General features: G+C 63.3%; 20 protein-coding genes. 12 read left to right on the top strand and 8 right to left on the bottom strand.

The window, feature by feature from the left end; all coding sequences use genetic code 11:
- Positions 1–396 precede the first annotated feature (396 nt).
- The 5 genes from VT03_RS08190 (at position 397) to VT03_RS08170 (ending at position 3,885) form a co-directional block, all read left to right on the top strand.
- The gene (locus VT03_RS08190; protein ID WP_075092539.1) at positions 397–1,023 is read left to right on the top strand and encodes an RNA polymerase sigma factor; all 627 of its coding nucleotides are present in this window, start codon (positions 397–399) and stop codon (positions 1,021–1,023) included.
- On the top strand, positions 1,013–1,333 hold the full coding sequence (locus tag VT03_RS08185; RefSeq protein WP_075092538.1) for an anti-sigma factor: 321 nt from the start codon (positions 1,013–1,015) through the stop codon (positions 1,331–1,333). The genes VT03_RS08190 and VT03_RS08185 overlap by 11 nt, the downstream gene beginning before the upstream one ends.
- On the top strand, positions 1,311–2,243 hold the full coding sequence (gene lepB, locus VT03_RS08180) for a signal peptidase I (RefSeq protein WP_082846033.1): 933 nt from the start codon (positions 1,311–1,313) through the stop codon (positions 2,241–2,243). Before VT03_RS08185 ends, lepB begins: the two co-directional genes overlap by 23 nt.
- Positions 2,244–2,684: 441 nt before the next feature.
- Positions 2,685–2,915: a hypothetical protein gene (locus VT03_RS08175; RefSeq protein WP_075092536.1), complete on the top strand. Its 231-nt coding sequence runs from the start codon at positions 2,685–2,687 to the stop codon at positions 2,913–2,915.
- 70 nt (positions 2,916–2,985) lie between these two features.
- The gene (locus VT03_RS08170; RefSeq protein ID WP_075092535.1) at positions 2,986–3,885 is read left to right on the top strand and encodes an EamA family transporter; all 900 of its coding nucleotides are present in this window, start codon (positions 2,986–2,988) and stop codon (positions 3,883–3,885) included.
- Between the two features lie 41 nt (positions 3,886–3,926).
- Here VT03_RS08170 and VT03_RS08165 read toward each other — a convergent pair whose 3' ends face one another.
- Positions 3,927–4,472 carry a hypothetical protein gene (locus VT03_RS08165; RefSeq protein ID WP_075092534.1) on the bottom strand — a complete coding sequence of 182 codons (546 nt, stop codon included), beginning with the start codon at positions 4,470–4,472 and terminating at the stop codon, positions 3,927–3,929.
- A 301-nt stretch (positions 4,473–4,773) separates the two neighbouring features.
- Here VT03_RS08165 and VT03_RS08160 point away from each other — a divergent pair, with 301 nt between their 5' ends.
- Positions 4,774–5,001 carry a hypothetical protein gene (locus tag VT03_RS08160; protein ID WP_156514353.1) on the top strand — a complete coding sequence of 76 codons (228 nt, stop codon included), beginning with the start codon at positions 4,774–4,776 and terminating at the stop codon, positions 4,999–5,001.
- Between the two features lie 33 nt (positions 5,002–5,034).
- Here VT03_RS08160 and VT03_RS08155 read toward each other — a convergent pair whose 3' ends face one another.
- Positions 5,035–6,315, bottom strand: coding sequence for a PQQ-like beta-propeller repeat protein (locus tag VT03_RS08155; RefSeq protein ID WP_082846032.1), 1,281 nt, complete (start codon positions 6,313–6,315; stop codon positions 5,035–5,037).
- A gap of 254 nt (positions 6,316–6,569) precedes the next feature.
- Between VT03_RS08155 and VT03_RS08150 the strand changes: the two genes are divergently transcribed.
- Together VT03_RS08150 and VT03_RS08145 are read left to right on the top strand one after the other, a co-directional pair.
- Entirely contained in the window at positions 6,570–7,316 is a 747-nt protein-coding gene (locus VT03_RS08150) for an SDR family oxidoreductase (protein ID WP_075092532.1), read from the top strand.
- A gap of 179 nt (positions 7,317–7,495) precedes the next feature.
- Complete coding sequence (locus VT03_RS08145) at positions 7,496–7,957, top strand: SRPBCC family protein (RefSeq protein ID WP_075092531.1); 462 nt, start codon at positions 7,496–7,498, stop codon at positions 7,955–7,957.
- 107 nt (positions 7,958–8,064) lie between these two features.
- Here the strand turns inward: VT03_RS08145 and VT03_RS08140 are convergent, their stop codons facing one another.
- Positions 8,065–9,426, bottom strand: coding sequence for a hypothetical protein (locus tag VT03_RS08140; RefSeq protein ID WP_075092530.1), 1,362 nt, complete (start codon positions 9,424–9,426; stop codon positions 8,065–8,067).
- Between the two features lie 99 nt (positions 9,427–9,525).
- Positions 9,526–10,362, bottom strand: a complete 837-nt coding sequence (locus VT03_RS08135; protein ID WP_075092529.1) for a heme-dependent oxidative N-demethylase subunit alpha family protein — start codon at positions 10,360–10,362, stop codon at positions 9,526–9,528.
- Positions 10,363–10,654: 292 nt separating this feature from the next.
- On the opposite strand from VT03_RS08135, the gene VT03_RS08130 reads away from it, so the two are divergent.
- The 3 genes from VT03_RS08130 (at position 10,655) to VT03_RS08120 (ending at position 12,507) form a co-directional block, all read left to right on the top strand.
- Positions 10,655–11,011: a DUF1801 domain-containing protein gene (locus tag VT03_RS08130; protein ID WP_075092528.1), complete on the top strand. Its 357-nt coding sequence runs from the start codon at positions 10,655–10,657 to the stop codon at positions 11,009–11,011.
- A gap of 73 nt (positions 11,012–11,084) precedes the next feature.
- The gene (locus VT03_RS08125) at positions 11,085–11,804 is read left to right on the top strand and encodes a hypothetical protein (RefSeq protein WP_075092527.1); all 720 of its coding nucleotides are present in this window, start codon (positions 11,085–11,087) and stop codon (positions 11,802–11,804) included.
- 154 nt (positions 11,805–11,958) lie between these two features.
- A complete protein-coding gene (locus VT03_RS08120; RefSeq protein ID WP_075096997.1) occupies positions 11,959–12,507 on the top strand; it encodes an REP-associated tyrosine transposase in 549 nt (182 codons plus the stop codon).
- A 237-nt stretch (positions 12,508–12,744) separates the two neighbouring features.
- Here VT03_RS08120 and VT03_RS33280 read toward each other — a convergent pair.
- From VT03_RS33280 to ilvB, 4 genes are all read right to left on the bottom strand, one after another.
- Positions 12,745–13,919 (bottom strand): IS630 family transposase gene (locus VT03_RS33280; RefSeq protein ID WP_156514352.1). Its coding sequence is split into 2 segments (ribosomal slippage): positions 12,745–13,475 and positions 13,475–13,919, totalling 1,176 coding nucleotides; the frame shifts between segments, so codons are not numbered across the junction.
- A 314-nt stretch (positions 13,920–14,233) separates the two neighbouring features.
- Positions 14,234–15,487, bottom strand: coding sequence for an MAE_28990/MAE_18760 family HEPN-like nuclease (locus tag VT03_RS33275; RefSeq protein WP_156514351.1), 1,254 nt, complete (start codon positions 15,485–15,487; stop codon positions 14,234–14,236).
- A 134-nt stretch (positions 15,488–15,621) separates the two neighbouring features.
- The gene (locus VT03_RS08105; RefSeq protein ID WP_082846031.1) at positions 15,622–16,806 is read right to left on the bottom strand and encodes a DUF262 domain-containing protein; all 1,185 of its coding nucleotides are present in this window, start codon (positions 16,804–16,806) and stop codon (positions 15,622–15,624) included.
- Between the two features lie 252 nt (positions 16,807–17,058).
- On the bottom strand, positions 17,059–18,891 hold the full coding sequence (gene ilvB / locus VT03_RS08100) for a biosynthetic-type acetolactate synthase large subunit (RefSeq protein WP_075092523.1): 1,833 nt from the start codon (positions 18,889–18,891) through the stop codon (positions 17,059–17,061).
- Positions 18,892–19,592: 701 nt separating this feature from the next.
- Between ilvB and VT03_RS08095 the strand changes: the two genes are divergently transcribed.
- The gene (locus VT03_RS08095; protein WP_075092522.1) at positions 19,593–21,311 is read left to right on the top strand and encodes a multiheme c-type cytochrome; all 1,719 of its coding nucleotides are present in this window, start codon (positions 19,593–19,595) and stop codon (positions 21,309–21,311) included.
- Positions 21,312–21,363 lie beyond the last annotated feature (52 nt).

Here is a 21,363-nt window from a genome sequence, read left to right as displayed (position 1 = left end):
ATAGCTCAAACCCAACGTGCAACGGCAGCCGGGGTCAAGGGGGTCTCACCCCCTTGCCGCCGGAGGCCTCTTCCATGAGGAACTATGGGACACAACGGGTGTCCCCTTTGTGGGACCGGCGCTGAGGACTCCACACTCGTGCCGCAATCCCCGCGGGTTGGTGAGGGGGCATCCGACACGGTGTCCGCGTTTGGATACAAACTCCTTCAGACATCTCTCGACGGCCAGGCCTCCGGCGGGCAAGGGGCATTCTGCCCCCTGCACCCCCTGACCAGGGTGCCCCTGGACCCGGTGATGTTGGGCCGCGCATTTTCTTGGGAACCTTTTTCAGCGGTGGGCGGTATAAGCCCGAAGGAAAGACTCCGCGGCCTCTCGCAACTTCCCCCCCCAACCAACATGGACGACGACCAGACAACCGTCGAAACCGTCCTGGCCGGGGAAACCACCGCCTTTCGCCGTCTCGTCGAACGACACGAGAGACTCGTCTTCACCTTCGTACACAACATGCTCCGCCGGCCGACGGACGCGGAAGACGTCACCCAGGAAACGTTCCTGGCGGCCTACCGCAGCCTGCGAACCTTTGATCCGCGCCGCGCCCGGTTCGCCACCTGGCTGCTGACGATCGCCCGCAACGAATGCCTCTCGGTGCTGGGCCGTCGCCCCCCTCCTTCCCCCATGGAGACTGTCCCCGATCCCCTCTCTCGCGCCACCGGGCCACTCGAACGGCTCGGCGAGAGCGAACTCTGGACGGCCCTCGACCAAGCGCTCGACCTCCTGCCGCTCGACCAGCGGACCGCCTTCGTTCTGGCTGAGATCCAGCAGTTGCCGCACGCCGAGATCGCCACGATCGAGGCGGTCGAGATCGGCACGATCAAGTCCCGCGTCAGCCGGGCCAAAGACCGGCTTCGCACGCTCCTCCGCGCCTTTCAGCCGGAGCCGCGACCCGCCGCCGCGATGTCGCCCCCATCCACCCCCGCGGCCGCCCCGTCCCGCCTCCGTTCGGAGATTCCCCATGAATCCTGACGATCCTCTCGAGGACTGGATCGCCTCGCGGCGGTCACCCGCCCCGCCTCCCGATCTGGCGGACCGGGTCATGAACACCATCGCGCCGGAGCCGCAGACGACTGGACCATCGCCTCGCCGCGCTCCGCCACGGATGCGGGATCGGTTGGAAGCCGCCGCCTGTCTGCTGCTGTTTGTCTGCTCGCTCGTCGTGGCGGTCGTCCGCTTGGCGAGCCTGGCCGGAGTCGTCGTCCCCTCCTCCGGGGACGAGCCTGCCATCACCCGCGAGTTCTTCGAGGACGAGAGCCATGTCCGCAACGACGTCACGTGAACGCAGCCCCCTGGTGGCGATGTCCCTCTCGATGCTCTGCTGCGGGCTGGGGCAGATCTACTGCGGCGAGGCGGGCCGCGGGTTGATCCTGCTGAGCCTCAGCCTGCTCCTGGGGCCGATCGTCGTTGCGACCGCTCTGACGGCGACGTCCACCGGCATGCTGATCCTGCTCCTGGCGAGCCTGACGGCCGTCCTCGGCATCTCGCTGTGGTCGATCGGCGACGCCCGCCGGCGGGCTCGGGCGCTTCGTGGAACCGAGTTCATTCCGCGGGACTACAACCGTCCGGCGGTCTATGTCCTCCTGGCGATGACGGGGGTTCCCTACGCGCTGGGGCTGGCCCTGTTCCTGCGGGCGAACGTCGTCGAGGCGTTCCGGATCCCCTCCGCCTCGATGGTGCCGACGCTGGTGCCGGGGGACCGGGTCCTGGTGACCAAGCTGGGGATCGCCGACCGGACGCTGTCGCGGGGGGAGGTGGTCGTCTTCCGCAACCCGCAGAATCGGAGCCAGAGCTTCATCAAGCGGGTGATCGGACTTCCGGGGGAGACGGTCGAGATCCGCGACGGGAAGGTGTTCGTGAACGGCCAGCCGCTGCCGCTCGAACCGGGGCCTGCATCGACTGATGGCTCCCCGGCGGGAAAGGCTTCCGGCGCGGCACTGAAGATCGAGCATGCCGATCGCGTGGCGTATGCGGTGCTCGACGATCCCGCGGAGCAGGAGGGACCGCGCGACAGTCCGCCGGTGACCGTGCCGCTGTGGTGTTACTACGTGCTGGGAGACCACCGCTCCCGTTCGATCGACAGTCGGGAGTTCGGCCCCGTGGCTCACAGTGAGATTGTGGGGGTGCTGAGTTACCTGTACTGGCCCGGGGATCGCTGGTCCCGGTTCGGCCCGACGTCCGGGCCACAGTGAACGCCGGACAGCCCGCCCGGTGGATCGATAAGGCGGTGTGTGAAGGTCGGTTGTGGCTCGCGGTCAGAGACGTCTGATCGCATGGGCCTGGGCGGGCGAAGCTCCTGCTGAGCCGTGCAGGTTCGAAACGCATCGCTTCGGTCGCCTCGACCTCCCGCCCCTTCCCTTGAGCAACGCCCCGGCCACGACGATTCTCTTCGGACCGGGGCGAAGGGGCGACCGAGAACGTCCTCCATCGCCGCGGCTCGGCCGGAGCCTCGCCCTCCCGAGTCAATCATCTCAAACGATGGGATTCTGTGGACTCTCCACGTTGGAGTCTTCTACCGACTTTCGGGACGCACACACGATAGAGCGTGAGGTTCCGGGAACCGGTTCCCTTCGCCTGGATCGATTCCGTAAAATCAAAAGCGAAAGCTCTTCAGAAGAAGGAAGGTGACCACGATGACTCTCCGGTCTGTCGGCACGCTGCTCGCCGTCTCGGTCTTCGCCCTCGCGGCACCGGCCTCTGCGGGCGCGGGGGAACTCTCGCGAAACAATCCGTATCGCAGCTTCAATATCAGCGGGATCAACTACGGCGCGGAGCAGTGGGAGCGGGAGCATCGCCAGGCGGCTCCCCAGCCACGATCGAACTCGTCGTGGCCGCGTCGCGGCGTCATTTTCCGCCGTCGATAGGGCTTGATTCGCGACTTCATCGCGACGAATTCATGATTCGAAACGGGCCCCGGGCCGGATATGCTCCGACATGCCCGGTTCCCTCCACCTGCTGTTCCCGCTCTTCTCGAGTGTGCTGTTCGTCTTCGGCGCCCTGCTGGCCCGGCAGGCGACCCTTCGCGGGGTGAGCCCCTTCACGAATACCGCCCTTTCGAACCTATGTCTGGCGCTGTTCTGGGGAGCCTTCGGCCTGGTGCGGGCGGGAGGGCTGTCGCCCGATGCCTGGTGGCCCGCGGCGGCGATCGCCTTGGCCTTTGTGGCCGGTCAGCTCTGCACGTACCTGGCGTTCCACTATGGCGACGTCTCCCTGGCCACGCCGGTCTTTGGCGTGAAGATCATCATCGTGGCGATCCTCAGCGCGGTCCTGGCGGAGAAGCCCGTCGAGACCCGGATCTGGATCGCGGCGGTGCTGGCGGCGGTGGGAGTCGGGGTGGTTCAGGCGAGCGGGAAGGTCGCCTCGCACTCACGGACGTCCGCGGGACGGGCGGCGCTCACGATTCTCCTCGCGGTCCTCGCCGCGACCGCCCTCTCGCTCTTCGACATCGGCCTGCAGATCTGCGGCCGCCGGTACGGGGCCGAACGGTTTCTGGTGACGATGTTCGTTTTCACCGGGCTCTTCTCGTGCGGGCTGCTTCCGTGGGCCGACAGTCCCGCGCGGGTCCGCCGGTTGGGGGCGATGAAGTCCCTCGTGCCGGCGGCACTCCTGATGGCGACCCAGGCGGTGAGCATTTCCTACTCGCTGGGACAGTACGGCGACGCCACGCGGATCAACATCGTCTACGCCCTCCGCGGGTTCTGGTCCGTCCTGCTCGCCTGGGGGCTCAGCCGCCTCGCTGCGAGTCCCGAGGCAGGGCACTCGAACCGGACCATGTTCCTCCGGCTCGTCGGCGCCGTGCTGCTGATGATCTCGGTCGTCATCGCGCTGCTGTGAGCCCAGACAGGGCGACTCTATTTGCTTCGCTCCAGAACGGTCTACTTCTTCTCGGCCGGCTGCTTCCGCTTCAGTTCGATGATTGCCTTGCCCGCTTCTTTTCCGTCGTTGAAGTGCGTCCATTCGGACTTCAGCGTGTCCTTGTCGACGAAGGTGTAGGTGACGGTCCGCATATGCATGTCCTTTTCGGACTTGAGGTTCGTCGCCTTGATGAACTCGAACGGGATCGTGTTCTCTCCCTTCTTCGGCAGGGCCTTCAGGTGCGGCTGGTTGCCGAGCATGCAGTAGTGCGTCAGCAGGAGGTCATCGCCGTCCTGGTGGATGACCGTGATCATTTCGTGATCGGTCCCGGGGGCGATCGTCTCGACGACAGTGCTGCCGCCGGAGGTGACCTTGTAGACGACGTGGACCTCTTCGGCGGAATCGCCATGGATCCCCTTCCCGACCCACTCGCCGGCCAGCTGCGCGAACTTGTCGAAGGGGGGCTTCTCGCTCTTGGCGCTTTCCGCCTTGCCGTCGGCACCGGCGATGGTGGTCCAGGCGAGGCACGATGCGATCACGAGGGAAGCGAGAGTCTTCGACGTCATGGGATCACCTGTGGAAGCGGACGGCCGACGGGAACCGCCTTCGAGGCGGCAGCCCACATTATCGGTCGCCCGGCCGCTCGCGGGTATCATGTCGCGTTAAAAGGGAGGGAAGCCTATGTGGCCCAATCGAGGTTGGGGCAGCTTCGCAGGAAGACGACTGGTGGACGGGGCAGATTCGGTCCCGCGGTCCGGCGGATTGTCGTGATCCCGTCCGCGTCCGGTCTCGTTTCTATGGGATGCTGCGGAAAGTCTCTTGGAATGCTCCGCCAATCCCCTTCGGAGCTACCGCGGAGGACACAACATGCCACGCTCACACCAATGTCCCGATTGCCAGATCGATCTGGAGATCGGTTTCGTTCCCGATCACTACGCCTGCATCATCCAGAGCCAGTGGCATCCGGGAACCGCGACCGCGAAAACGTTGACCGGCAACCTCAAGCTGGAGACCAGCTCGATGATTCCGATCACGACGTTCCGGTGCCCGCAATGCGGGCTGCTCAAGCACTATGCGGTGAAGCCGTCGTCGTAGAGGCGATCGGCGGCGGCCTGACGCGGGGACCGGCTACTGACCGATGCAGTAGAGGGACTCTTTGAGCTCTTTGTCCTGTCCGGTGATGACCCTCTGGTAGATTCGGCCGTCGCAGATGGCGGGGGTGGCGAACACCGAGTTGCCGAGCTGGTTCTCGCCGACTCGCTCGAACGTCCTGGGATCCGCTTTGAAGACGGTCGTCTTCCCCGCTTCGTCGGTCGCAAAGACGTTTCCATCCGCCAGGACCAGCGACGAGCTGAAGGTCCCGCCGACGCGGGCCTTCCATCGTTCCTTGCCCGTGGAGGCTTCCCAGCACTGGGCGATCCCGGCGTCGAGCATGGCGTAGAGGTGCCCGTCCGAGAGGACCATCGAAGGGACGTAGACCCGCGACCCGTTCTCCCAGGCCCGCTCCCCCGATCCATCGGCCCGGATGGCGGCGAGATGGTTCTTGGGATAGCCGCCACTCGTGAAGATCACGTTGCCGTCGGTCACCGTCGAGGTCACGCATTCCGTCGTGGCCCCCGCGGTCTCCCAGAGTGTCTCGCCGGTCAGCGGATCGAGGCTCGTCACCAGATCGCAGCCGACGAACAGGAGCTGATCGCGGCCGTGGACCTTGAGGATGATCGGCGAGGTGTAGTTCGGGAGCGCGGGCCGGTCCCGCTTCCAGACCGTCTCCCCCGTATCGCGATTGAGGGCAGCGAGGGCCCCCGTCCCCTTGTTGTCCGCCGAGACGATCACGAGCGACCGGTAGAGCGCCGGGGAGGAGCTGAAGCCCTGGTGCAGCACATAGTCCGTCACCTTGACCTGCCAGATCTGTTTTCCCGAGCGGTCGAGGGCGGTCGTGTAGATGCCGCCTGCGTTCAGGAAATTGACAAAGATCCGCTCGCCGTCGCAGGCGGGAGTCGAGTTGGCGTAGGTGCTCTTCTCGTTCTGCTTGATCTCGACGCCGCCGTGGTGAACCGGGGTCTGCCACAGGAGCTTTCCGGTGCCGCGGTCCAGGCAGACGACCGACTGGACCTGCGGGTCCGTCTCGGCGGTCTGGAGCAGGACCTGGTTCCCCGAGACGATCGGCGAGCCGTGCCCCCGTCCGGGAAGGGGAGCCTTCCAGACGATGTTCTTCGTCTCGGTCCACTGCAGCGGGACCGGCTGTCCGGGAGTCGCGATGCCGTTCCGCTGCGGCCCCCGCCACCAGGGCCAGTCCGTGGACGGAACGGCGATGCGGGCGTCGATCTCCAGCGGGACATCCTCGGCAACAGCCATCGCCAGACTGCACACGAGGGCCGCGGCGAAAATTCCCGGAGCGAGACGAGACATCAGAACACCGGAGTTGTGACAGGACTGGAATCGTTCACGACGTGTCCGGACTCTACCCGCCGGCGGCCATCCTTGTCTCTCAACGCGGGTGGTCCGTCTGTCATGCGGATCGGTAACCACACCTCCGCGGCGGCGGGAACAGGCTCCTGGGGCGGGAGTGGGGGGAGTTGGGCATCCCTGGAGAGGCCTCTTAAACTCCATCGCGGGTCGACGCGAGTTCGGCCGAACGTTGAGCATGTGATGAGGAGGGTGGAGTGGAACGAATCGTCGTTGTGACGGGAGGAAGCCGGGGGATCGGAGCGGCGACATGCCGGCTGGCGGCCCGGCGGGGCTACGCCGTGTGCGTGAACTACCGGGCGAATCGCGACGCGGCCGATCGCGTGGTGGCGGACTGTCGGGAGCTGGGAGTCCGGGCGTTCCCCGTTCAGGCGGACGTGGCGAGTGAGGCCGATGTCGTGCGTTTGTTCGAAACCGTTGACGCGGAACTCGGGGTGGTTACGGCGCTCGTGAACAACGCGGGGATTCTGGAGACCCAGATGCGGGTCGAGGCGATGGACGCGGCGCGGCTGCAGCGCGTCTTCGCGGCGAATGTCACCGGCTCGTTTCTCTGCTGCCGGGAGGCGGTCCGCCGTATGTCGACGCGACGGGGCGGCAGCGGGGGGGCGATCGTGAACGTGTCGTCGGTCGCCGCGCGGGTCGGAGCGCCGGGGGAGTACGTTGACTACGCCGCGGCCAAAGGGGCGATCGACTCGCTGACGCTCGGCCTCTCGAAGGAAGTGGCCGAAGAAGGGATTCGCGTGAACGCCGTGCGGCCGGGCTTCATCTACACCGAGATCCACGCCAGTGGCGGCGAGCCGGGCCGGGTCGACCGGGTCAAGGCGGGAGTCCCCATGAAGCGCGGCGGCCAGCCGGACGAGGTGGCCGCCGCCATCGTGTGGCTTCTCTCCGAGGAGGCCTCCTATGCGACCGGAACGTTCATTGACCTCGCCGGCGGTCGCTGAAGTCCGCATGGCCCCGCTCTACGTTGAAATGGCCGTATGTCCCATGGATGTGCCAGACGAGCTCTCCACCGGCCAGAAAGGAATCCGGAATTTTTCCGATTCACGATGTCGATTTCGCGGGCGGTCAGTCGACGCCCTTGTGAACACGGTCATTCACAGTTCCTGAGGAGAAATATTCCATGGCGGATTCATCCAACACCGTTCGGCTGCATCGCGTGCTTCGGGCCCCGGCCGAGCGGATTTTCAAGGCCTTTCTCGACCCGGACGCCCTGTGCCGGTGGCTGCCGCCGTACGGCTTTCTGGGGAAGATCCATCGCATCGACCCTCGCGAGGGGGGCGGCTATCACATGTCGTTCATCAACTTCGGGACGGGGGACAGCCATTCGTTCGAGAGCAAGTTCGTCGAGCTGGTTCCGAACGAGCGAATCCGCATCGCCGACAAGTTCGACGCCCCGGGGCCGGCGACCGACAACATGACCAAGACCATCACGCTGCGAGCGGTCAGCTGCGGTACGGAGATGACGATCCTCCATGAGGGCCTTCCTGCGGCCATCCCGGCGGAAATGTGCTACCTCGGCTGGCAGGAATCGCTTCTCCAGCTGGCCCGCCTCGTGGAGCCGGAAATTCCCGGCGGCGAATGAGCCGTGCGGCGGATGGCGTTCGGGACCGGCAACATGCCCGTGGATCGCACGGGCATGTTCCTCCGTTCGGCCGTTCCATGACAAAGACACCCGGTCGATGCTGCGGCCTACGGCTCGGGGGAGGCTGAGGGCGGGAATGGCTCTTCGCCTTGGCGGACCGCGGCTGGCGCCACCGGGATGGGCTTCAATCGGTAGGTAAAGGCGCCGAGCAGTCCCCCGACGGGAACCTGATGGCACTCGCGGCAAGCGGCAATCGCCCGAATCGATCCGACCATCGCCAGGTCACCCTCGTTGGCGAATCCAGCCACCAAATCTTCGCCGCCGAGCAGCTTGGCGATCGCGTCCGATTCGAACGGCGACAACGGACGCGTCGGCGCCGTTCTCAGTTCTTCCATCGCCGGGAGATGCTCGGAAACGTACACCGCGGGCGGGCGGTGCTTCAGCAGACTGACGAGCTCCAGGCGGGAGAGCCGCCAACTGGTCGGACGTGGTACCGCATCCGACTGCATCGGTGAGAGGCGAAAGGCGTGGGGCTCGAAGCCTCGAGCTTTCAAATCGCGATCGACTCCGCCCAGGGAGTACAGCGGCACGAAGTTGGCGACGTTGTGCCGGTGCAGGCTCTCCAGCTCAGGGCGCTCCGTGATGTGTGATACGGCCCGGAACGTCGCTGCGGGGTGAAGGGAACCGGCATCAGTCGGCTCGTCCGGGAAGTGTGAGCGACCAGCCGAGAGCGGACTCGATTCGAGAGAATCAGGCTGTCTGATCGGTTCGGGAGTAACATCGAGCCGGACGTCTTCCACTTCCTCAACGAAGCTGTCCTTGCGCAGGAGTTTCACGCCGGGGAGACGAGTCCGCCCCACACCCGGCTGGGCGATGAAATCCGCGACGAACCCTTCGTGGACCTGCGCCAGTGCCCGAAAGGCCAGGCGGCGATCCTTCTTGGCCAGTTCGATTCGAAACGTGTTGAGATCGAGATACTGTCGGAAGACGTCATCCTGCTCGCGCAGTGCCCTGGCGTCATACTTGGCGGCTGCTTTGACGTCGGTAGCGGCGTCGATCTCCGCCGACACCGGTCCAGACGCGGTCAGGAGCGGCCGCTCGTCCGCCAGCCGCGGCTTCAAGTCGACCGCGGGAAAGCGGGACTGCAGCTCCCGATGCTCGTGGTAGGCCGGGATGTAGTGGAACATCGCGAGGCCATAGGCCCCGACGGCGCCGACGAGGGCGATCGACTGGAATCCCAGCCAGTTCAGCTTCATCACGCGGGCGATCGGGAACGCCGCGATCAGGAAGAGGTAGAGCGCTCCTACGGCGGGAACGAAGCGGACAACGCTGTTGACGAGATGGACGACCCCCCAGACGAGGAGCCATCCCACGCACAACAGCCCGCAGGCCCAGCGCGGCTGGACGCTGAACGGGACCGCTGCGGTCAGGATCATCAGAACGGCGATCGTCAGCGACAGTTCAAACATTCCGCGAGCCCGACGGAAGAGACCGGACTGAAACTCGCTCACGCGACCAAAGTACGGGAATTTTCTCGCTGACAGCGTAACGCGCCGCAGGCGCCTGCGTCACGGAAAGGCTGATCGAAGGGCGGCGAGTTGACGGACGAGTACGGGGCGAGCGGCCGTCAGGCCTTTGTACGCTGCCAGGGTGTCGGGCATGGTCTCCAGAGCACGGGCCATCCGGCCGGCCAGTACGGGATGCACGTCGAGGAGTGCGTCCAGACGATGGTTCGTCACACGGATGCCAAAGAGAATCGCGCGGGAGTGCGGCAGCCGGGTGAGAAACTGCTGCTCCAGGCGGAGCCAGGTCGCATCGAGCGGCGCGTCCTCGCGGAGCCGGGCGATGGGCTGCGCGGGATGGTGATTGAGCGAGGAATCCGCGCTGAGTCCCCAGTTGTCCCGCTCCCATGTCGAACCGGTCGCGATCCGAGCGAGAAATGTGGTGATCTGCGGACCGATCGCGGCCGCCAGTCCGGGCACCGTGTCGTGCACATCGGCCAGCGGACGACCGAGTTTCTCTTCCAGCGCCCAGCCCGAGGGAAAGGCCAGCGCCCCGCCCAGCACGGGTAAGCCGCTCGCCGCGTCGCCGCCGAGCAGCACCCAATCCGGCTCCAGCCCGCAGGCGGCATCGCGCGCGTCTCTGAAGACCCGCCCGAGGACCGACGAGAACCACGCCACCGCCTCCGCCGTGGCTGGTTCCGCTTCCGGCAGGAACAACAGGTGCCGCTCGGGAGCCTCGGCAATCCAGCGCCGCCGCTCCGCCAGCACGTAAGCCGCCTCAGGCGAATTACCCCAGAAGCGTCTCGCCTCGCCCGGTCGGACCCCCATCGGCAGGCGATAGTCCGACGCGGGAAACAGCCGCAGCCAGAAGTCCCCGGAGAGCGATGGTGCCGGCTCAGTCATGTCTCTTCATGTCTCGGGCGTAACCAGGGGCGATCACGATTCCGGGGCCAGGGTGCCGTGGGCGTGATGAGCACCAGCATCGAGTGTTCTCCGAGGTGATTGTCACCAGCGCATCCCTGATAGTGCCACCCCGCGCCACGCTCTGATGCAAAGCCTTCAAGGCGTGACGTCCGCGCCGCTCAAGGTCTTGAGCGTAGTCGTCTTCTCCCGATCAGTTTGATCGGGTCATCGAACTCGTTTAAGGTCAGATTGTGGACGCTGGCCTTGAACGTCATGCCAACGGAGGCGTGCTCTGACCATGGTTTCTGCTCACGACGCCTATATTGCTGAGGCTTCTGAAGACCTTCGGCCGCTGCTGGTTCGATTGCGTGCAGAGCTTGCGGACGCGCTGCCGGACGCCGAAGAAGTCATCGCCTACAAGATGCCGGGGTACCGCATCGGAAAAACGATCGTCGCTGGGTATGCGGCGTTCAGCAAGCAGTGCGGGCTCTATCTCGCTCCGTCCGCTATCCAGTCGCATGCCGAAGACATTGCCGCGGCCGGGCTCAAGTACACCAAGACCGGCGTCACCTTCTCGCCCAGCAAGCCAATCCCTGATGCGCTCGTCAGGAAGCTCGCGCTGGCTTCCCGGAGGGATCAGGACCTCTGAGCGGGTCGGGGGCGTCCCCGCCGAGTCACCAGTGGAACAGCGCCTCATGATGGAAGAGCCAGGAACGAGATCCATGATTGAAGGCGGGCGTCTGCTGGACCTCCTCTCGCCCGCGGGCTTTCAACTCGCCTGGGAGAAATGGCTCGGGAGGCAGTTCAACCTGGATTTCGTTCGCCCCAGTCCGGTTGACGGCATCTATGAGCACATCGACGTCGACAGCATGGGGAAGCGGGGGGAGATGGCCTACTGCCGGGTCTGGGTCTCTCCTGTTCGAGGGCATCGCCTGCACTTCAAGCCGTCGCCGGAGGTGGACGAATACCTCGCGGAGCTCGGCGATCCGGCCACACGGCAGACCCAGGTGATTACGAGTCCCTCGGAGGCAATCGACTGGGAGAAGCGAGTCGCCAGCGTCGCCCCGGTACGCGCACTCGCACTGGCGACGACGCACGCCGAGCCGATGGCTCTTCAGACCGCATCGGCACGTCGCGCGGCTCGGGAGTACGCCCGTCGAATCCGCGAAATCAGCGAGGAAGCGGTCATGGAATACCTGGCGTATCAGCTCGGCTGTCGCACGACTCCCGGCCAGCAGCAGCGAGCCGCGCAGCTCAGTGCGGGAGGAGTCTCCGGAGAGGTGGGGTACGCCTGCCGGTGCGCCGCCCTCGCAGTGGCCCAGTTCGGGGCGGAGATCGATGCCGAGTACGGCGGCTTTACGGACGAACCCGCCCGAAAGAGCACGGAGCTCAAGCTTCGACTGAACATCACGGCCGACATCCTGCGCTTCGGCCATCGGTAGGGATCGCGCCAGACAGGCGACCCCAAGCGTTCGAGGGGTACGCACTGGAGGCTTTGCTGTTTGTACCGGAGGCATGGGTTACAGCTGTACAACAGGCATGGGTGGCACCTCGTTGGTGGTATGCCAGGACAGCAGCAGTTGCAGGCGGGCGGCGATGTCAGACTACAGGCGATGGTACGTCGAAGGAGGGACATACTTCTTTACGGTCGTTACAGAGCGCAGAATCCCGATCTTCGCAGACGCGGCGGCGCGCAGGCTTCTCGGTGACGTGATTCGATCAATTGCTGAGAGCGATCCCTTTGAGGTCGTTGCCATTGTTCTCCTGCCAGATCATCTGCACACGCCGTGGAGGCTGCCACGGGGAGATCGGGACTTTTCAACGCGATGGAAGAAGATCAAGGGGGAGTTTGCCAAGGCCTGGTTGCGCGAAGGAGGGCTCACAGCCGAGGTGTCGGCGAGCCGTCAGCGTCGGGGTTCCTCTGGCGTCTGGCAGCGTCGATTCTGGGAGCACGTGATTCGCGACGAGGCGGATCTGGAGGCCCACTTCGACTACATCCACTTCAATCCTGTAACGCACGGCCTCGTGACGCACCCCTGGGATTGGGAGTGGTCAACGTTCCGAAAGTACGTCCGCGAGGGGCACTATCCCAAGGAGTGGGGGCGTGCAGAGCCGGAGAGCATCGGTGGCTTGTCTCTCGAGTAGGGTGCGTGCCAACGCACCACGCGCGAGAGGAGGCATGCGGTGTGTTGGGAGCCGGTAAGAGAAAGATGGTGCTACCTGGCTATCCCGAGGAATGGGGGCACGAGGAACCGGCGAGCATTCGCGATATGGCTCTCGAGTAGGATGCGTGTCAACGCACCACGAACGTGAGGAGTCGTTGGCGATGCGGAAAGCGTCATCAAAGGCGATGGTGCATTGGCATGCACCCTACTGGTCGACCTATCGCTCAATGTCGCATTCGACGGGATAGAGCTTCCGGAAGGTGATTCGGGCGTCGGCGGTTGTGAATCGCCAGTGCGCACCCAGGCCGCTTTCGTTGCGGTTCGCTTCCCATTTGGCCATTTCCTCCGTCATCGCCTCCGCATTCTCGAACCGCCGCCCAATGCATTGCCGGGTCAGCACACTCAGTTCCATCTCCGCCATGTTGAGCCAGCTGCCGCTTCGTGGCGTGTGGACCAGACGCAGCTTGCGGGCCAGACGCAGCTTGCGGGCCAGACGATGCGCCTCCGACGCCGCAAACGTCGCGTACAGACTGGCGATGTTGTGCGTGTTCAGATTGTCACAGACCAGCGTCACCTGTTGCGCCGCGGGGTAGTCCTCGTCCAGCAGCCGACGGATTTCCTCCGCCCAGTCCTGCCGCGTTCGAGTCCGCCGAACCGACATCCGCCGCCAGCCGCGGACGGGATCGAAGAACGCGAAGATCGCCTGGACGTCCTTCCGCTCGTAGTGCGGGTCTTCCCGCCGAGGCTGGCCGGGCGTCATCGGCAGCGCGGCGACCGTGTCGGCGACGATCTGCTTCGATGCTTCGTCCATGCAGATCAGCGGGTGGGCAGCATCCCGAGGTTCGTGGTAGACGTCCAGAACCTCTTCCATCTGAGAGACGAATCGGGCTCGATCCGCTTCGGGTATGCAGAACCGTCGCGTCAGCCAGGGCTTGAGCTGATTTTTTTCAGCGTCTGCCGAACGGTCTCGGCGCAGACGTGGGTGACGACCTTGAGCCGGCACAGTTCGTCGGCCAGCAGCTGCATGGTCCATTGCTGACGCCCCTCCGGAGGCGTACCACAACAGAGCGCCACCAATCGGGCTTCGGCGCGGCCGTCCAGCACCCGGGCGGTTCCACGATCCGACCGCACCTCCCGCCTGAGCGTCGTCTCCAGTCCCTCCTGGGCGAACTTCGTCCGGATCCGCTGGACCTGCCGCCGCGTCATCCCGATCTGTGCGGCAACTTCATCATCCGTCTTCCCGCCGTCCGCTTGGTTCTGATCGCACAACAGCAGGATTCGAGCCCGTTTGACCGCCAGTGCCGAGGCGGACTGCGCCCGAGTCTGCTTCTGAAGCTGTTCCCGCTCCGCGTCCGTCAGTTGTACCGCCCACTTCCCGATGCTTTTCCCCATGCCGTCCTCCTTGAACGTCAGCTCCTTCTATGTCTGCAGAACAGACTCTCACAAAATGCGACATTTACCGCTAGGTCGACTACTACCTGGCTGCGCCACCTTAATGACAGCCTCGCTATTAATCACTGTAATTGACGTGCCTCACGTCAGCCCCCCCCCCCCGCTCAGTTTGCGAGCGCCACGTTCTGGTGATCGGGGTATCAGCCCGCACCAGCCCCCTCCCCCGTCGCGTGTCAAAACGTGCGGCGCGTTGGGGATGGGTGGGAGACGATGGTGCTACCTGGCTGCGCCGCGACCACAATCACCCAGCTGCGTCAGCTCGCCCCGGCCACTCCGTCAACGTTAACGGACGTTCCTTGCGGTAAGTCTGCTGCGGACGAGGAATCCTCGTCCGCAGCAGGCCCGTTTGTGTCTGGTTCGTCAGACGCGTCCTCAGCGAGTGATTCATCGGCTTGGATCGCGTTGTCGAAGGCGGAGTGGAGATGAGGTGCCTTGTATACTATGTAGCCTTCGTCGGGTGAATGCGTTAGTAATACCCCGAACTCCTCGTCAGATGTAACAACGACTTTTTCGCGGTCCTCGCGCACCTTCCTGATGGATTTCACTCGAACCGATCGAAAGGAATTACCGCGACGAATATACAGCTCGTCGCCGATCGACAGCTCACATGATCTTAACCTGACGCCAGAGGCTCTCCCAAATCGGGTTACGACAACTCCGATCTCAGGTGCCATTCCCGCCTCAATTCTTCGTCGTATAACTCCTTTGTGTACAATGTCGCACAATGCCGTGCACAGCGTTAGTAAGAATTCAGCGTATTTACAGATGTCGTCGACGCTGGCAACGTCCGAGACGACGCTATGGCTGGCATTATTGCGAAACTCCACAATTGCTGTCAGGACTGACTCTGCGGTTTCGCTGCCACCGTAGATTTTGGCCATATAGTTCGTTACCGCGGCATGCCGCTGGACTCCTTGCCAGCAGTCTGAAAATCCAAGGTAGCCAAAAATTTTGCGAATCGCCGCAGGGCGATAATTGTGGGGGTCAATCAAGAATGCATCTGCCAGCAGTGAATATTTAGGTGCGGCGGCCAATCCGTCAGATAGCCCCTTCACAATAGATTGTTCTGTTAAGTGCCTGTAAGGACCGTCGCTGCTCCACTTTTGAAGAATCTGACCCACTGCAACGCGATGCTGCGTTCTGACTGATTCGGATAAGCCGGAATATGTTGGGTAAAGCACTGGCAGCTCGCCTATGTATGCGGTTGCCAGATCGGTGACAAACTGCTCAAAAATTGCGTAGATCCGAGTGAAGCTGGCGCAGTGATCGAATATCTGCCAGTCGATTTTGTTCGGCGCAGCCGCGAGAAGCTCTTGGGGAAAGTTGCAAACGGCGTCTGACTCGCACTTCGTGTTGTCAATGCCAGTGTGATTGGAAGGCTCTGGCTGTGCGCCAGAAGCGTCTTGCCCCTTCCTGAGCAACAACGCTCGCAGGGCATCATTCGTTCGAAGAACCGAGATAACCGTTTGTATCGACTTGCTCGCGGATGTGAGTGTGTTTTCAAACATGGCCCTGCAATCGTAAACTCTGTCATTCGGAGTCAATCGTGTTCAATAATCAACAACGGCCATTACGAAAAAGTTGTATCGACTAAAAAAGGGGTGGTGTTGGGGGGGCATCGGTAGCGACCAAACCCCTGTCGCTAGAATGCGTCAAGCATCTCGTTAAATAGTCGAAGCCTATCCTTCAGGTCTTGCTTGGTGTTCTTCTGTCCGGTGAAAGTGCCGGCAGCGTGTGAGGCAAAGAGTTCTTTCGTCTTGGCTACGATTTCATCCTTTGCGGCGCGGAGTTTGTCGGCTCGTTCGAGGTGTTCGCTAAAGCCAACTAGGACGGCGTCTGCGAATGCAATTTGCGGTGCCGCTGCCCACTGATGCTGCAGCGGAACCCAAGGCTTGAAGAGGTGCTCGCCGTAAATGTCGTGACAAATGATGATTGTTCTGCAGAATATATCGCGAAGCGTGGAGATGTCCGAGTCTGTAAATCGACGGCTGCGGACCATGTACAAGTCGAGAAATCCTTGCATGCCGCGACGATAGTGTTCAACATGGCGTAGTGCGAAGAATCGCAGGACAACTTCGACATCCTTCATCTGTGAGAAGTGCTTCTTGTCGAGGAGGGCTTTGGGAGGTTTCGCATCCTCGTCTTTTGTGTGCTGTGGAAGATCCCAAGCTTTTCGGAGGAGCTCGTGTTTTGACAGCTCTAGCAAGAGTTGGTCAAAAGGGCCGTGGTAAATGCAATGACGGATCTCCTGCTTAGTGAGCTCGATTCCTCCGGTGTTTAGGCGCTCGAAGACTTGTTGCCGCAGCAAAGCTTCCTCGTCAGAGGTTGTCGCAGACTCTTTGAGAAGAACGATGTATGAAATCGATCGACGGTCGATTCCCTTTTTAATCTCGGACGGAAGGTCGTCATACCGCCGCCCGTTGAGTTCAGGCCACTGTTCAAGCCCTTCGAGGCGGAGTTTGTTCGAGTAGAACTCTTTGATTGCAGTGATGCGCTGCTGTCCGTCCATCACTTCGTACTTCGCGAGATCTGACTCGTACACAAAGAGTGGTGGAACTGGCACGTTCATTATGAACGACTCGATGAGTTTGGACTGACGTTTCGCTTCCCATCGAGGTCGCCGTTGGTAGAACGGTCGCAACTCCATCCATCCCGGTCGATTTAGCGCCTCGACAAAGTTGGGCAGCTGCTCTCGATTCGTCTCGGTGACGATGCGTAATTCTCGCTTGCCGTACTTCTCGTTAATCTGATCGTCGTTGAGCTGCGTTGGAGACTCCGGTGGAAGCTGAACCCACATCGTCTGTTCGGAGGGTGTGAAGCTTGGCATGGAAGAGCTCAAGAGAAACGGCGACACGAACGTCGGCGGCGTACCGAGTCTGGAAATAAGCGAAGCGTAGGATAGATTGGATGCGTGGAGAGTTGAACCGTCCGTATGTCGGTGTAAACGAGAAAAGCCGCGTGAACCAGTTTCCCGGCTCACACGGCTCTGATTTCCGTCGAACATCGTGCATGCCGGCACGACGCCCTTAGCTCAACCCACCGCACCTACGGCGAGCCGGGGCCAGGGCGGATGCCTTGGCTATTCGGTGATGATGTCGCGGACGGTTTTGCCGCCGGGGATCATTGGGAGGACGTGTTCCTGGTAGGGGCAGAGGACGTCGAGGAGATAGGGGCCTTCCGAGGCGAGCATTTCTGCCAGGGCTTTGGGGTACTCGGCCTTGCTGCGGACCTGCTTGGCCTGGAGGCCGAAGCCGCGGGCGATCTCCACGAAGTTGGGATAGGTTTCGGCGTAGTGGTCGCCTTTGCCTTCGCCCAGCCACTCGGGGTGATCGATCGGACCGAGGTAGGTGTGAGCCCGCTTGCCCGACATGAACCGGTCTTCCCACTGAACCACCATGCCGAGGTGCTGGTTGTTCAGCAGGAGAACCTTGACCGGGAGCTTCTCGCACTTGAGGGTGGCGAGCTCCTGGATGTTCATCAGGATCGAGCCGTCGCCGTCGATGTCGATGCACAGCTCGCCCGGGTGGGCGGCCTGGGCGCCCATCGCGGCCGGGAGGCCGAAGCCCATCGTGCCGAGGCCGGAGCTCGAGAGCCAGTGCTTGGGCTTGTTGAACTTGTAGAACTGGGCGGCCCACATCTGGTGCTGGCCGACGCCGACGGCGACGTAGGGGTTCAGCGCCTTCGTCTGGCGGCAGAGCTCGTCGATCGCGTACTGCTGGAGGATGAAGTCCCCGGCGTCGTTGTACTTGAGCGGGAACTTATCGCGCCAGGCGTTGATCTGCTGCCACCATTCGTCGATCTGCGGCTTGTCCGCATCGGTGAAGGCGGCGTTGAGCTTCTCCAGGAAGACCTTGACGTCCGCGACGATCGGGATGTGGGCTTCCTTGTTCTTGTGCATCTCCGACGGGTCGATATCGACGTGGACGATCTTGCCGTGCTTGGCGAACTCGTCCAGCTTGCCGGTGACGCGGTCGTCGAACCGGACGCCGAAGGCGAGGAGGAGGTCCGCCTCGTTGATGGCGTAGTTCGAGTAGACCGTGCCGTGCATCCCCAGCATGTGCAGCGACTGCGGGTCATCGCCGGGGAACGAACCCAGGCCCATGACCGTCATGGTGACGGGGATGTTGGACTTCTTGGCGAAGGCCGTGAGTTCTTCGGCGGCGTTGGAGTTGATGACTCCCCCGCCGACGTACAGGATCGGCTTCTTGGACCGCTTGATGGCGGCGATGACCTGCTTCACCTGCTCATTGGCGACGTGCTTCCGCTCCGGGTGGTAGCCGGGGAGGTGCATCGGCGGGTCGAAGTCGATTTCGCCTTCGAGCACGGAGATCTGGATGTTCCGCGGGAAGTCGATGAGGACCGGGCCGGGGCGGCCGGTCTTGGCGACGTAGAACGCCTCCTTGACGATCCGGGGGATCTCCCTGAGGGCGGCCTGCACGTCTTCCGGGTTCCGCCAGTCCTCGGCGGTGATCATGTAGTGGTGCTTGGTGATGCCGCGGCAGATCTCGACGATCGGCGTTTCCTGGAAGGCATCGGAGCCGATGACCGCCTGGGCGACCTGGCCGGTCACGGCGATCAGGGGGATGCTGTCCATCTTGGCGTCGGCGATGGCGGTGACGAGGTTCGTCGCCCCCGGGCCGCTGGTGGCCATGCAGACGCCGACCGATTCACTGGTGCGGGAGACACCCTGGGCGGCGAAGCCTCCCCCCTGCTCGTGGCGGGGGAGGATGGTGCGGATCTTTTCGCGGTGGAGGCGGAGTGCCTGGTGGAGGGGCATGCTGGCCCCGCCGGGGTAGGCGAATACGAACTCGGCGCCCTGCTGAACCAGTGCGAGTACCAGAATGTCGGCTCCGGTGAGGGCCTGCTTCTGGGTCTGGGGCTGCGTGGCAGCGGGGGCGGGTGCTTGTGGCACAGTCGTCTCTCTTCGCAAACGGTTGAACAGTGCGAACGGAAAATCTGGGAAACCCAACGATGCGGTTCCCGACACGGTGGTCCCCTGAGAGGTTCAGGAGACTGCCCCGACTTGGGGCGAGGCCGGGGAAGGTGAACGGGTGTGCGCACCTTCGGCCCGGCTGGGACGGGGATTCTACCGGCGGGGGGAGCGAGAAACGAGCGAATTCGTGAGTTGGGGGTGGGGAGAGGTGGGAAACGTTGGTGTTGGAATCGGGAGGGACGGAAAGGTCTGCCTCATTGACGTCCTTGCCGGCACGGTGGTGGTACGTCAGACCCGATGTGCGACGGCAGTTGGGGTCAAGGGGGGACCCCTTGCCGCCGGAGGCGCTCCGGTGAGGAACCGTGGAAGGTGACGGACGACCGTTTTGTGGAACCGGCGTTGAGGACTCACCGCTCACTTTGGAATCCCGCGGGTTGGTGAGGGGGCATCCGGCACGTTGTCCGCGTTTGAATACGCGCTCCTTCAGACATCTCTCGACGGGCCAGGCCTCCGGCGGGCAAAGGGGCGTTGCCCCTCTGCACTCCCCACCAGGGTGCCCCTGGACCCGGTAAGGGGCACCCTGGTGTCGTGCGGCTTCTGCCTGATGGTTACAATTTCCACACTCCCCTTGGCGCCGCCCTCCGGCTCACTCCCAAGGGATTTCACGGATGGAGTGATTGATGGTTTCGCAGCTTCCGTCGCGCAGCGGACGTGCCGCACTGGTGATCCTGATCGTCCTCGTCTCCGCCGGGGCGACCTCCCTCTATCTCTGGAACCAGTCGCGGCTTGCGGCCAAGACCGACTCCTCCGGCGAAGACCGGCGCCCCGAAACGACCTCCACCGCCAAAGCGGCTACCGAAGTCGTCCTCGGCGAGACCGCCAAAGACGAAGAACCCGCCGAGACGAACGAACTCGCGGATGCCCGGGCCACCAAGACCGCCGCTTCGGGAACAGCTCCGAAGACTGGCGCCGGCGGAACGGGCGGGAAGAAACTCCTGGCCGATTGGACCACCCCGCAACTCGCGTTCGTCATCACCGGACAGGCCCACGGCTACATCGAACCGTGCGGATGCTCGGAACGGATGATCGGCGGATACTCGCGGCGGGCGGATTTCGTCCGGATGCTTCGCGAAGACCGCAAATGGCCCGTCATCGCGGTCGACGTCGGCGGCCTGCTCAACATGGAACGCGTCTTCCAGGTTCAGGCCCGGTGGAAGCTGGAAGCCCTCGTCAAAGGCCTGGCCCGGATGAAGTACGACGCCCTGGCGGTGGGGACCGAGGAACTGAAGTTCGGCCCGCAAAAGCTGTTCGAGGTGTTTCAGGAGTTCAAGAACGTCGACCCGGACTTCGCCCTCCCCTTCCTGGGGGCGAACCTGACGATCATCGACAAGTCTCTCGGAATGCCGCTGGACTACACGATCGTCGAACGCGGCGGGAAGAAGGTGGCGATCGTCAGCATCTTCGGCGAGGCCTGGAAGAACGAAGTCGATTCCTTCTCCCAGGAGGAGCTGAAGGTCGCCGGCGTGGAGCAGACGCTGAAGCGGGTTCTGGCGGAGGTTCAGCAGAAGGAGAAGCCGGACCTGTACGTCCTGCTCTCGCACGACTCGCTCGACAACTCTAAGAAGTGGGCCGGCAAGTTCCCTGTGTTCCAGCTGGTCGTCAGCGCCGGAGGCTACGAGGAGCCGCCGCAGACGCCGGAAAAGGTGGGGAACACGATCGTTGTGACGTCAGGCATCAAGGGGAAGACGATCGGCGTGGTCGGTTACTACCCGCAGGACCGGGCTCAGCCGTTCAAGTACACGAACATCGAAGTCGCCCCCGAGACGCTGAGCAACCAGGACTCCATGACGCAGGTGATGCGGGAGTACCAGGAACGGCTCAAGGACGACTACCAGAACCTGATTGCCGAATCGATTCCGTCCGAGCGGAAGTTTGTTGGGGTCGATGCCTGTAAGGACTGCCACACCAAGGCGTATGAGGTCTGGAAGAACTCCAAGCACGCCAACGCGTACGTCGCCATCGATAAGGGGCGGAAGGGGCAGGAGAAGGATTTCGTTTCGCGGGTTTACGATCCGGAGTGTCTGTGCTGTCACGTCGTCGGCTGGAATGCCCAGTCGGCCCAGCGGATCGACGGCGGGTTTGTGGACATGATGACCACGCCGCATCTGGCGGGGCAGCAGTGCGAGAACTGTCACGGGCCGGGGAGCGAGCACGTCGCCCTGGAGACCGCCGGGACCGACATGGCCAAGATGCTGGCCTCCCGGAAGATGATGCACCGCTCCAAGGCGGAGGCCGAACAGTCGTGCCGGAAGTGCCACGACGGGGAAAACGACATCAACTGGGAAGAGGTCGGTTTCGAAAACCGCTGGAAAGAAGTCGCCCATCCCGGACTGGACTGATCGTCCGCGGAGCCGCGGATGCGTACAATCTTCGTCGCGGCCCGGGACGGGG

The organism is Planctomyces sp. SH-PL14, assembly GCF_001610835.1.
Classification (GTDB): Bacteria; Planctomycetota; Planctomycetia; order Planctomycetales; family Planctomycetaceae; genus Planctomyces_A.
The sequence above is the reverse complement of the archived record's forward strand: the minus strand, read 5'-3'. Positions and strand labels throughout refer to the sequence as shown.